The 12939-nt window shown below is 71.8% G+C and carries 7 protein-coding genes; 6 read left to right on the forward strand and 1 reads right to left on the reverse strand.

Translation table 11 applies throughout. The annotated features are described in order from the left end of the window. Nucleotides 1-61: 61 nt before the first annotated feature. The 5 genes from OG741_RS26185 to nudC all read left to right on the forward strand — a co-directional run bounded on the left by OG741_RS26185 (nucleotide 62) and on the right by nudC (nucleotide 10340). Nucleotides 62-3547, forward strand: coding sequence for an ATP-dependent helicase (locus tag OG741_RS26185; RefSeq protein ID WP_405601790.1), 3486 nt, complete (start codon nucleotides 62-64; stop codon nucleotides 3545-3547). A gap of 64 nt (nucleotides 3548-3611) precedes the next feature. Further along, the gene (locus OG741_RS26190; protein ID WP_405601792.1) at nucleotides 3612-4466 is read left to right on the forward strand and encodes a hypothetical protein; all 855 of its coding nucleotides are present in this window, start codon (nucleotides 3612-3614) and stop codon (nucleotides 4464-4466) included. A 57-nt stretch (nucleotides 4467-4523) separates the two neighbouring features. Next, on the forward strand, nucleotides 4524-7937 hold the full coding sequence (locus tag OG741_RS26195) for an ATP-dependent helicase (protein ID WP_405601794.1): 3414 nt from the start codon (nucleotides 4524-4526) through the stop codon (nucleotides 7935-7937). Between the two features lie 10 nt (nucleotides 7938-7947). Next, nucleotides 7948-9345 (forward strand): dipeptidase, encoded by a 1398-nt coding sequence (locus OG741_RS26200; protein ID WP_405601797.1) that lies wholly within the window; start codon nucleotides 7948-7950, stop codon nucleotides 9343-9345. 47 nt (nucleotides 9346-9392) lie between these two features. Beyond that, complete coding sequence (nudC, locus tag OG741_RS26205; protein WP_405601799.1) at nucleotides 9393-10340, forward strand: NAD(+) diphosphatase; 948 nt, start codon at nucleotides 9393-9395, stop codon at nucleotides 10338-10340. A 13-nt stretch (nucleotides 10341-10353) separates the two neighbouring features. Here the strand turns inward: nudC and OG741_RS26210 are convergent, their stop codons facing one another. Continuing rightward, a complete protein-coding gene (locus OG741_RS26210; protein WP_142213806.1) occupies nucleotides 10354-10596 on the reverse strand; it encodes a mycoredoxin in 243 nt (80 codons plus the stop codon). Between the two features lie 44 nt (nucleotides 10597-10640). Between OG741_RS26210 and OG741_RS26215 the strand changes: the two genes are divergently transcribed. Next, nucleotides 10641-12938 carry an ATP-dependent DNA helicase UvrD2 gene (locus tag OG741_RS26215; RefSeq protein ID WP_405601802.1) on the forward strand — a complete coding sequence of 766 codons (2298 nt, stop codon included), beginning with the start codon at nucleotides 10641-10643 and terminating at the stop codon, nucleotides 12936-12938. Nucleotide 12939: the final 1 nt, after the last annotated feature.

Below are 12939 nucleotides of genomic sequence, written 5' to 3' on the forward strand. Positions count from 1 at the left end.
TCAGCGCGCGGCGCGAACCGCTCCATCACCACCAGCACACCCACCAGGACCGGCGATCCACGTGAGCTCCTCCTCCACCACCGGGCGTACGCCGTACCAGCACCAGGTACGGCGTGGGACCCCCGGCGCGTACCGACTGGTGCGTACCCCGCCGGGCCCGGTGGATCCCCCTCTCCTGGACGCAACGCAACGCGCTGTGGTTGACCACGATCACGGTCCGTTGCTGGTTCTGGCAGGTCCCGGCACCGGCAAGACCACGACGCTGGTCGAGGCGGTCGCCGCGCGCGTGGCCAAGGGCGCGGATCCGGAACGGATCCTGGTGCTCACCTTCAGCCGCAAGGCGGCGGTGGAACTGCGCGACCGGATGGCGCTGCGGCTCGGCGGCACGAAGGGGCCGCAGGCGACGACCTTCCACTCCTTCTGTTACGCACTGGTCCGCGCGCACCAGGACGCCGATCTTTTCTCCGAACCGCTGCGGCTGCTGTCCGGTCCCGAGCAGGACGTCGCCGTACGTGAACTCCTGGCGGGCCAGATCGACCTGGAGGCGGACGGGCTGGCGCGCAACGAGTGGCCCGACGAGCTGCGCGCGTGTCTGACCACGCGCGGCTTCGCCGACGAGGTACGCGCGGTGCTCGCCCGGAGCCGTGAACTGGGGCTGGGACCCGATTCCCTGGCCCGCTTCGCGGCCCGCACCGGCCGCCCCGACTGGGGGGCGGCCGCGTCGTTCCTCGCGGAATATCTGGATGTTCTGGACATGCAGGGGGTGCTCGACTACGCGGAACTTGTACACCGGGCGGTCCTGCTGGCGGAGCGTCTGCCGTACGGGTTCCCCTACGACGCGGTGTTCGTGGACGAGTACCAGGACACCGACCCGGCCCAGGTCCGGCTGCTCCAGGCGCTGGCCGGCAGGGGCCGCACGCTGGTCGCCTTCGGCGACCCGGACCAGTCGATCTACGCCTTCCGCGGCGCGGACGTGAACGGCATCCTCGACTTCCCGGACGCCTTCCCGCACGCGGACGGCAGCCCGGCGGGCGTGGCGGTGCTGACGACGTCCCGCCGCAGCGGATCGAAACTGCTGGACGCGACCCGCCTGCTGACGCGCAGGATGCCGCTGCCCCGCCTCCCGTCGGAGAAGGTCCGGGCGCACCGGGAACTGGGCGCCGTCCGCGAGGGCGGCCGGATCGAGACGTACACCTACCCGACGGCCTCCACGGAACTCGACAACATCGCGGACATCCTGCGCCGGGCCCACCTGGAGGAGGGCGTCCCATGGGGTGACATGGCGGTACTGGTCCGCGCGGGCGGCCGCACGATCCCCTCGGTCCGCCGCGCCCTGACATCGGCGGGCGTCCCCCTGGACATAGACGGCGACGACGTCCCTCTCCGCCACGAACCGGCGGTCGCGCCACTGCTGACGGCGTTGCGCGCGGTGGCGGAGGCGGTGATGGGACGGGTCGGCGCGGACGTCGCGCCGACAGCTCCGACTGCGGGTTCGCCGATCGAGGCGGTCGCGGTGTCGGGCACGGACACGTCGGCGGTGGACGGGCTGAGCGCGACCCGCCCGGACGCGGACGGCGCCGAGCAGCGCGAGACCGAACCCGAGGCGCCCCGCGAAGCCGGCGCGAAGCCGGGCGACCCCGGGAGCCCCGCCCAGGGGACCGCCCCCGCCACCCCCTGGCTCCGTACCGAGACCGCCCTCGACCTCCTCGCCTCGCCCCTCGGCGGTATGGACACCGCCGACCTCCGCCGCCTCGGCCGCGCGCTGCGTGACGAAGAGCGCGCCGGCGGGAACAAAATCCCCCCGCCCTCCGACGAACTCCTCGCCCGCGCCCTCGCCGAGCCCGAGCGTCTCGTCGCCCACGACCCCGCGTACGCCCGCGGCGCCCAGCGGCTGGGCGCGCTCCTGCGCAAGGCGCGCGAGCTCCTCGAAGGCGGCGGCACCGCCGAGGAGGCGCTGTGGGAGCTGTGGGCCGGCACCCCCTGGCCGCAGCGCCTGGAACGCGCGGCCCTCCGCGGCGGCGCGGCCGGCCGCAATGCCGACCGCGATCTGGACGCCGTCTGCGCGCTCTTCGACACCGCCGCCCGCGCCGAAGAGCGCACCGGCGGCCGCGGCGCCCTCAACTTCCTCGAAGAGATCGACGCCCAGGACATCGCCGCCGACACGCTCTACAAGAGAGAGGTGCGTTCCGACGCCGTACGCCTGATGACCGCCCACCGTTCCAAGGGCCTCGAATGGAGCCTTGTCGTCGTGGCGGGCGTACAGGAGGGCCTGTGGCCCGACCTCCGCCGCCGCGGCTCACTCCTGGAGGCCGACCGCATCGGCCGCGACGGCCTCGCCGAGCCGCTCACCCCCGGCGCCCTCCTCGCCGAGGAGAGAAGGCTCTTCTACGTAGCGGCCACCCGCGCCCGCGAACGCCTCGTCGTCACCGCCGTCAAGGCACCGGCCGACGACGGCGATCAGCCCTCCCGTTTCCTCACCGAACTCGGTGTCGAGCCGAAGGACATCACCGGCCGCCCCCGCCGCCCTCTTGCCGTTGCCGCACTCGTCGCCGAGCTGCGCGCCACCACGGTGGACCCGCAGGCGAGTCCCGCGCTGCGCGACGCCGCCGCCCGCCGCCTCGCCCGCCTCGCCGCGCTCACCGACGACGAGGGTCAGCCGCTCGTGCCCGCAGCCCACCCCTTCCGCTGGTGGGGCCTGTACGAACCGACCCACAGCCGGCTGCCCCTGCGCGACCGGAACGAGCCCCTCACCCTGTCCGGCAGCGCACTGGACCAGCTCGCCAACACCTGTGCCCTGCAGTGGTTCCTGGGCCGCGAGGTGAAGGCGGACGCCCCGGCCACCGCGGCCCAGGGCTTCGGCAATGTCGTGCACGTACTGGCCGACGAGGTCGCCTCCGGACAGACCCCCGCCGACCTCGCCGTCCTCATGGAACGCCTCGACTCGGTCTGGAACGCGCTCGTTTTCGACGCCCCATGGAAGTCGCAGCAGGAGAAGGAGCACGCGCGCGTGGCGCTCGAACGCTTCCTTCGGTGGCACGTCATGGACCGTGGCGGCCGCACTCCCGCCGCCACCGAGCACGGCTTCGACGTCACCCTGGAGGCCGGTGCGTACGAGGTGCGCATCCGGGGCTCCATGGACCGCGTCGAGCAGGACGCCGAAGGACGCGCGTACGTCGTCGACTTCAAGACCGGCAAGCAGACCCCCACCCGCGACGAGGTCGCCCGCCACCCCCAACTCGCCGTCTACCAGCTCGCCGTGCGTGAGGGCGCGCTCGACGAGGCCTTCGGCGGCCGCCGCCCCGAGCCTGGCGGCGCCGAGCTCGTACAGCTGCGACAGGCCGCCGCGAAGAAGGAGGGCGGTGAGGACCTGCCCAAGGTCCAGGCGCAGGAGCCGCTGGCGGGGGAGTGGGTCGGTGAGCTGCTCGCCACCGCCGCGGGCCGCGTCCTCGACGAGCGCTTCACGCCGACCGCCGGGCAGCACTGCACCCACTGCGCCTTCCGCGCGTCATGCAGCGCACAGCCGGAGGGCCGCCAGATAGTGGAGTGAGCGGCGATGTGACACGGGTCACGAAGGCCGTGCGGCGGACCACGTGAACTGCGAGGAGAAGTACATGGCGGCCAAGCGGAAGTTCCTGGTCATCGCGGTGGTCTGGGCGGCCGCGGCCGCCGGATTGGCGGGCTGCTCCACCGGCGACGAGCTCAAGGCCCAGAGCGGCACCGAGAAGATCGAGGCCGAGGACGCCGCGGCCACGAAGGCTTCGGACAACCCGTTCGGCGGCCTCAGCGCCGACCAGATCGCCGCCAAGACGGTCGCGGCCACCAAGTCCGCGCGGTCCATGCGGATCGCGGGCAAGGTCACTGGCGACGGCGAGCTGCTGACCGTCGACTTCGCGGTGGACAGCAAGGGTTCCTGCACCGGCAAGATCGGGATGAAGGGCGGCAACGCCGAGCTTCGCCAGGTCGGCAAGGTCATGTACATCAAGGGCGACGAGAAGTTCTGGACGGCTTCGGTCGGTGCGCAGGCCGACGGCATCACGGAGCTGCTGAAGGGCCGCTGGATGAAGGTGCCGCAGGGCGCCTCCACCAACGTGGCAGGCGTCTGCGACCTCAAGGCGATGATCGCCGACTTGGGCAAGGACACCGCGGAGCTCCGGGGCATGACCAAAGGGCCCGACGCGGTGGTCGGCGGCAAGCCGGTGGCGACCCTGGTGAAGAAGAAGCCGGGCGGCGAAACGCTCACCATGTATGTCGCCAAGGAGGGCGCGCCGTATCTGCTCAAGGTCGTCAGGACGGGCGGCGCCGAGCCCGGGGCGCTGACGTTCTCGGACTACAACAAGCCCGTCAAGGCGGTGGCCCCGCCGCCGGACCAGGTGGTGGACGTGGACAACCTGGGCTCGGCCGCCGCCGGCGCGCTCTCCGCCTCGACCGCGGCAGGCTTCCGCTCCGGTACCGCCGCGGGAGCCTGACGCGGTCGAGGCCGATGGGGGCCGTCGCTGTCAGTGGTCCCCATTAGCCTCACTGAGGTGACCGCACGCATCAACGACCCCGAGCAGCTCAAGGAGCTCCTCGGCATCCCCTTCACCCCGGAGCAGACGGCCTGCATCACCGCGCCGCCTGCCCCGCAGGTCATCGTGGCCGGAGCCGGGTCGGGGAAGACGACGGTCATGGCCGCGCGGGTGGTGTGGCTCGTGGGGACCGGCCAGGTCGCCCCGGAGCAGGTGCTCGGTCTCACCTTCACCAACAAGGCGGCGGGCGAACTCGCCGAGCGTGTCCGCACCGCGCTCGTACGGGCCGGGGTGACGGACCCCGACGTCATCGACCCGGACAACCCGCCGGGCGAGCCGCGCATCTCCACGTACCACGCTTTCGCAGGGCAGCTCCTGACCGACCACGGGCTGCGGATTGGCCTGGAGCCGAGCGCCCGGCTGCTCGCCGACGCGACCCGCTATCAGCTCGCCGCGCGCGTGCTGCGCGAAGCGCCCGGGCCCTACCCCTCGCTGACCAAGTCCTTTCCCTCCCTGGTCAGCGACCTGCTGGCGCTCGACGGGGAACTGGCGGAGCATCTCGTACGCCCCGGGCAGCTCGCCGCGTACGACGTGGAACTGCTGCGCACCCTTCACAGCGCCCGGCTCAGCAACGCCGAACTGCGCAAGGTCCCGGAGGCCGCGGCGGCCCGCCGTGAGCTGCTCGATCTGACCGTCCGCTACCGCGAGGCCAAACGCGCCCGCGACCTCCTCGACTTCGGCGACCAGATCGCGCTCTCCGCCGAGCTCGCGCTGACCAGGCCCGAGGTCGGGACGATCCTGCGGGACGAGTTCCGGGTCGTACTGCTCGACGAGTATCAGGACACTTCGGTGGCCCAACGGCTGCTGCTGTCCGGCCTGTTCGGCCAGGGCACCGGTCATGCCGTGACCGCGGTCGGCGATCCCTGCCAGGCCATCTACGGATGGCGCGGAGCCTCCGTCGCCAACCTCGACGACTTCCCAGCGCACTTCGCGCACGCGGACGGCAGCCCGGCCACGCGCTTCTCGCTCAGCGAGAACCGCCGCAGCGGTGGCCGGCTGCTGCACCTCGCCAACGGCCTGGCGGAGCCCCTGCGCGCCATGCACGCGGGCGTGGAGGCGCTGCGCCCCGCGCCCGGCGCCGAGCGCGACGGATCTGTACACATCGCCCTCCTCGACACCCACGCGCAGGAGATCGAATGGCTGGCCGACTCGATCGCCCACCTGGTGCGTACGGGCAAGGAGCCCGGCGAGATCGCGGTCCTGTGCCGTACGGCGGGTGACTTTCCCCAGATTCAGGGAGCGCTGGTCGCCAGGGACATCCCGGTGGAGGTCGTCGGCCTCTCCGGACTGCTGCACCTCCCCGAGGTCGCCGACCTCGTCGCGGTGTGCGAAGTCCTCCAGGACCCGGGGGCCAATGCCTCGCTCGTACGGCTGCTCACAGGTCCGCGCTGGCGGATCGGCCCGCGCGACCTGGCCCTCCTCGGCCGCCGGGCCCGGCTGCTCGTCCACCGCACCCGGGCCGACGGCACGGACCCGGACGAACGGCTGGCCGCGGCCGTCGAGGGTACCGATCCGTCCGAGGTCATCTCGCTCGCCGACGCGCTGGACACCTTCCTGGAGTCGGCCGGCGAGGCGGACGACGACCTTCCCTTCTCGGCTCAGGCCCGGGTCCGTTTCGCCCGCCTCGCCGCGGAACTGCGCGATCTGCGCCGCTCGCTGGCCGACCCGCTGATGGACGTCCTGCACCGTGTCCTTGGCACCACCGGCCTGGAGGTCGAACTCTCGGCGTCCCCGCACGCCCTGGCCGCCCGCCGCCGCGAGACCCTCGCCAACTTCCTGGACACGGCCGCCCGTTTCGCGGCGCTGGACGGTGAGGCTTCGCTGCTGGCCTTCCTTGCCTTCCTGCGTACGGCCGCGCAGTACGAGAAGGGCCTCGACAACGCCCTGCCGGGCGGCGAGAACACCGTCAAGGTCCTGACGGCCCACAAGTCCAAGGGTCTGGAGTGGGACGTCGTGGCGGTCCCCGGCCTGGTCGCCAAACACTTCCCGAACGACCAGGCGCGCGAGGCCTGGACCTCCCAGTCCAAGGTCCTGCCGCACGCACTGCGCGGTGACGCGGGCACGCTTCCCGACGTGCCGTCCTGGGACGCGAGGGGCCTCAAGGCCTTCAAGGACGCCATGAAGGACCACCAGCACACGGAGGAACTACGCCTGGGCTACGTCACCTTCACGCGCCCCCGCTCCATGCTCTTGGGCTCCGGCCACTGGTGGGGGCCGACCCAGAAACGCCGACGGGGCCCGTCGGCGTTCCTTCAGGCGCTGTACGACCACTGCGCGGCGGGCTTCGGCGAGATCGAGATCTGGGCCGACGAACCGGAACAGGACGCGGAGAACCCGTCCCTGCGGGAGTCGGCGAACGACCATGCCTGGCCACTTCCTCTGGACCCGACGTCGCTGTCCCGCCGCCGTGAGGCGGCGGACACGGTGCTGTCGCACCTGGACGCGCTGACGCTGCTCCCGGCCGAGCCACAGGAGCCGGAGCCACAGGAGCCGGAGCTGGGGGACGACGAGCCGCTGTGGGACGACGAGCCGCCCTGGGACGAGGACGCCCCGGAGCCGGAGTGGGAACAGGCCGCCCCGTCGGTGGAGCTGCCGCACCAGCGCAGCGAGCCGTCCTTGCGTCACGAGACGGGCGCTCCCGGAAACGTGGGGGCAACGCCCGAGGACATCCGCACCATCGCCTCCTGGGACCGCGATCTCACCGCCCTCACCGGCGAGCTCCGCCGCACCCGCGCCACCGTCCGCGACGTAGCCCTGCCGCCCTCCCTGTCCGCCTCCCAGCTCATGCGCCTCGCCGCCGACCCCGACGGCTTCGCCCATGAGCTGGCCCGCCCCATGCCCCGCCCCCCGCAGCCTGCCGCCCGCCGGGGCACCCGGTTCCACGCCTGGGTGGAGTCCCGGTTCGAGGAGCTGCCGCTGCCGATGCTCGGCCCGGACGAGCTCCCCGGGGGCGACGCCGACGACCCCGGGATCGCGGACGAGCGCGACCTGACCGCGCTGAAGGAGGCCTTCGAGCGCACCCTGTACGCCCGCCGCACCCCCTACCGCGTGGAGTCGCCGTTCCAGCTCACCCTCGCGGGCCGCGTGATCCGTGGCCGTATCGACGCCGTCTACCGCGACGACGAGGACGGCACGTACGAGATCGTCGACTGGAAGACCAGCCGCACGCGCACCGCGGACCCGCTGCAGCTCGCCATCTACCGCCTCGCCTGGGCCGAGCAGCACGACCTCCCCCCGGAAGCCGTCAAAGCAGCCTTCGTCTACGTCCGCAGCGGCGACATCGCGCGCCCCACCAACCTCCCCGGCCGGGCCGATCTTGAGCGCATCCTGCTGGGCGAGACGGCCGACGAGACAGCAGCCGAGGCCCGTTAGGCTCACCTGCATGAGCGACACCCCGGACAGCGCCGTCCGTACGTACATCGAGCAGCACCGCGCCGCCTTCCTCGACGATCTCGCCGACTGGCTGCGTATCCCGTCCGTGTCGGCCCAGCCCGATCACGCCGCGGACGTACTGCGCAGCGCCGACTGGCTCGCGGGCAAGCTCAAGGAGACCGGCTTCCCGGTCACCGAGGTCTGGCCCACGCCCGGCGCACCCGCGGTCTTCGCCGAGTGGCCCTCCGGCGACCCGGACGCGCCGACCGTGCTGGTCTACGGACACCACGACGTCCAGCCCGCCGCCCGCGAGGACGGCTGGCACAGCGACCCGTTCGAGCCACTGATCGCCGACGGCCGGATGTACGGGCGCGGCGCGGCCGACGACAAGGGCCAGGTGTTCTTCCACACCCTGGGTGTACGGGCTCATCTCGCCGCCACCGGCCGCACCGCACCCGCGGTCAACCTCAAGCTGCTCATCGAGGGCGAGGAGGAGTCGGGTTCGCCGAACTTCCGCGCACTCGTCGAGGCCAACGCCGACCGTCTCGCCTCCGACGCCGTGATCGTCTCGGACACCGGTATGTGGTCCGAGACGACCCCCACCGTCTGCACCGGCATGCGCGGCCTCGTGGACTGCGAGATCGATCTGTACGGACCGGACCAGGACATCCACTCCGGCTCCTTCGGCGGCGCGGTCCCGAACCCGGCCACCGTCGCCGCCCGCCTCGTCGCGGCGCTGCACGACGCCGACGAGCAGGTGACGATCCCCGGCTTCTACGACGGCATCGCGCCGCTCACCGGCGCCGAGCGCGAACTGCTCGCCGAGCTGCCCTTCGACGAGGCGGCCTGGCTGAAAACCGCCAAGTCGCACCGCACCCTGGGCGAGGCCGGATACACGACCCTGGAGCGCGTCTGGGCCCGCCCGACCGCCGAGCTCAACGGCATCGGCGGCGGCTACCAGGGCCCCGGCGGCAAGACGATCATCCCGTCGTCGGCGCAGCTGAAGCTCACCTTCCGGCTTGTCGCGGGACAGGATCCGGACATCATCGAGAAGGCCGTCGACGCATGGGTCGCGGATCGGGTCCCGGCCGGAATCCGCCACGAGATCCGCTTCGGCGCCTCGACCCGCCCCTGTCTGACCCCGCTGGACCACCCCGCCCTGCAGTCGGTCGTACGGGCCATGAGCCGCGCCTTCGACGGACAGAAGATCCGCTTCACGCGCGAGGGCGGCTCGGGACCCGCCGCGGACCTGCAGGATGTCCTCGCGGCACCGGTGCTGTTCCTCGGCATCTCCGTACCGTCCGACGGCTGGCATGCCCCGAACGAGAAGGTCGAACTGGATCTGCTCGTCAAGGGCGTCGAGACCACCGCCCACCTGTGGGGCGACCTCGCCCAAGCCCTGCGCTGAACTCCGCTGACACGACACCCAATCCACCCGGGGGAGTTGGAATTACCGTGAGCACCAACAGCTACGCCACCGCGGACCGCCCGATCGCTCTCACCGCGCCGACCGGCATCGACCGCGAGGCGCACCACCGCCTCGACGAGGCATGGCTCGCGGCGGCCTGGAGTCACCCCACGACCCGGGTCTTCGTGGTCTGCGGCGGCCAGGCGCTGATCGACGACACCCCCGACGGCCGTACCGAACTGGTGATGACCCCGGCCTTCGAGGCCCCTGTCACCGAGACCCACCGCTACTTCCTGGGTACGGACGAGGAGGGCGTGCGCTACTTCGCGCTCCAGAAGGACGCCCTTCCCGGACGTATGGACCAGTCGGCCCGTCCCGCGGGACTGCGCGAGGCCGGACTGCTGCTGTCTCCGCGCGACGCGGGGCTGCTGGTGCACGCCGTCGCGCTGGAGAACTGGCAGCGGCTGCACCGCTTCTGCTCACGCTGCGGCGAGCGCACGGTCATCGCGGCCGCGGGCCACATCCGCCGCTGCCAAGCCTGCGGCGCCGAGCACTACCCCCGTACCGACCCTGCCGTGATCATGCTTGTCACCGACGAGCAGGACCGTGCGCTGCTGGGCCGCCAGCTCCACTGGCCGGAGGGACGCTTCTCCACGCTCGCGGGCTTCGTCGAGCCGGGTGAGTCGATCGAGCAGTCGGTGCGCCGGGAGGTCTTCGAGGAGGCAGGTGTCACGGTCGGCGACGTCGAGTACATCGCCAGCCAGCCCTGGCCCTTCCCGTCCAGCCTGATGCTCGGCTTCGTGGCGCGGGCCACGTCCGCGGAGATCAACGTGGACGGCGAGGAGATCCACGAGGCGCGCTGGTTCTCCCGGGACGACCTGCGGGCCGCCTTCGAGTCCGGGGAGGTGCTGCCTCCCTACGGGATCTCGATTGCGGCCCGCCTGATCGAGCTCTGGTACGGAAAGCCGTTGCCCAAGCCCGGTGATGTCGGCTGAGAGACCGTGCGGCTCAGACGCCGATCTTCTGCTTGACCTGCGCCAGAGAGGGGTTGGTCAGCGTCGAACCGTCCGAGAAGAGCACGGTCGGGACGGTCTGATTGCCCCCGTTGGCCTTCTCGACAAAGGCCGCGGACTGCGGGTCCTGCTCGATGTTGATCTCGGTGTACGCGATGCCCTCGCGGTCCATCTGGCTCTTCAGCCGACGGCAGTAGCCGCACCACGTGGTGCTGTACATCGTCACAGTGCCCTGCATCGTCTCTCGCGCTCCTCTGTCTCGCAGTCCGGTCCCTTTGCTCGATGCGTCTTCGCACCGGGTACTTGAACGTACGCGACCTGTCCACCATTCCCGCATTAGTACGACTGCCCAGGGCCCCCTGTGGACAACGGCCACGGCAGCCTCGTACGACCTGGCAGCATGGCGGTGTGACAGCAGCAACGCACTCCTCCCTTTTCCCGCAGGTCCCCGAGTCGGCGGACGCGGTGCTCGACGGGCTCGACCCCGAGCAGCGCGAAGTGGCGACGGCCCTGCACGGTCCGGTGTGTGTGCTGGCAGGCGCCGGCACGGGCAAGACACGCGCGATCACGCACCGCATCGCGTACGGCGTGCGCGCCGGCATACTCCAGCCCGCCAGTGTGCTGGCCGTCACCTTCACGAACCGCGCCGCGGGCGAGATGCGCGGGCGGCTGCGCCAGCTCGGCGCGGGAGGTGTGCAGGCACGCACCTTCCACTCCGCCGCGCTGCGCCAGCTCCAGTACTTCTGGCCGAAGGCGGTCGGCGGTGAGCTGCCCCGGCTGCTCGAGCGCAAGATCCAGCTGGTCGCCGAGTCCGCCGCGCGCTGCCGTATCCGGCTCGACCGCAATGAGCTGCGGGATGTGACGAGCGAGATCGAGTGGGCCAAGGTCACCCAGACCGTCCCCGCCGACTACCCGGCCGAGGTCGCCAAATCGCATCGCGACGCCCCTCGCGACACGGCCGAGATCAGCCAGATCTACGCGATGTACGAGCAGCTCAAGCGCGACCGCTCGGTGATCGACTTCGAGGATGTCCTGCTCCTCGCGGTCGGCATCCTCCAGGACCGGCACGACATCGCCGACCAGATCCGCAGCCAGTACCAGCACTTCGTGGTGGACGAGTACCAGGACGTCAGCCCGCTCCAGCAGCGATTGCTCGATCTGTGGCTGGGCGACCGGGACAGCCTCTGCGTCGTCGGCGACGCCAGCCAGACGATCTACTCCTTCACCGGCGCGACCCCGGACCATCTGCTGAACTTCCGCACCCGCCACCCCGGCGCGACCGTCGTCAAGCTCGTCCGCGATTACCGCTCCACGCCACAGGTCGTCCATCTCGCCAATGGCCTGCTGAGCCAGGCCCACGGCCGCGCCGCCGAGCACCGCCTCGAACTGATCTCCCAGCGCGAGGCAGGCCCCGAGCCCGCCTATACCGAGTACGCGGACGAACCGGCCGAGGCCGAGGGCACTGCCCGCCGTATCCGCGACCTGATCGCCGCGGGCGTCCCAGCCGGGGAGATCGCCGTTCTCTACCGCGTCAACGCCCAGTCGGAGGTCTACGAACAGGCGCTGGCGGATGCCGGGGTCCCCTACCAGCTGCGTGGCGCCGAGCGCTTCTTCGAGCGCCAGGAGGTCAGGGAGGCGGGCATCGCCCTGCGCGGTGCCGCCCGCGCCGGAGGCAACGACGCCCTGCTCGACGACGCCGGTGACCTGCCGTCCCAGGTCCGGGCCGTGCTCTCCACAAAGGGCTGGACCACCGAGCCGCCCGCCGGATCGGGCGCCGTGCGCGACCGCTGGGAGTCCCTGGCCGCGCTGGTCCGCCTCGCCGAGGACTATGTGCGGGTCAAGCCGGAGGCGACCCTGTCCGATCTGGTGGCCGAGCTCGACGAACGCGCCGCCGCCCAGCACGCCCCCACCGTCCAGGGCGTCACCCTCGCCTCGCTCCACTCGGCGAAGGGCCTGGAGTGGGACGCCGTGTTCCTGGTCGGCCTCACCGAGGGCATGATGCCGATCACCTACGCCAAGACCGACGAACAGGTCGAGGAGGAGCGTCGGCTTCTCTATGTCGGCGTGACCCGGGCGCGGCTCCATCTTTCGCTGTCCTGGGCGCTGTCGCGTTCCCCCGGCGGCCGCGCCTCCCGCCGCCCCACGCGCTTCCTCAACGGGATGCGCCCGGGATCGGTCGCCCCGGGCGCCCGTGGCGTGGGCGGTGGAGGCGGCATCGAGCGCGGCGCCGGCCGGCGCAAGCGGCGCGGACCCGTGTTGTGCCGCGTCTGCGGCAAGACGCTGACGGACGCGGGCGAGATGAAGCTGATGCGCTGTGAGGGCTGCCCCTCCGACATGGACGAGGCGCTGTACGAGCGCCTTCGGGAGTGGCGCTCGGACCAGGCGAAGGAGCTGGGCCAGCCCGCGTACTGCGTGTTCACCGACAAGACGCTGATGGCGATCGCCGAGGCCGTGCCGGGCAGCGAGGGGGAGTTGGCCCAGATCTCCGGCGTCGGCGGACGCAAACTTGAGCGCTTTGGAGCCGATGTGCTGGTCATCTGCGCTGGTCAGGAAGTCGAAGAGGGCGAGGAGGAGGACTGAT

The sequence above is a fragment of the Streptomyces sp. NBC_01410 genome, assembly GCF_045040195.1.
GTDB lineage: Bacteria > Actinomycetota > Actinomycetes > Streptomycetales > Streptomycetaceae > Streptomyces.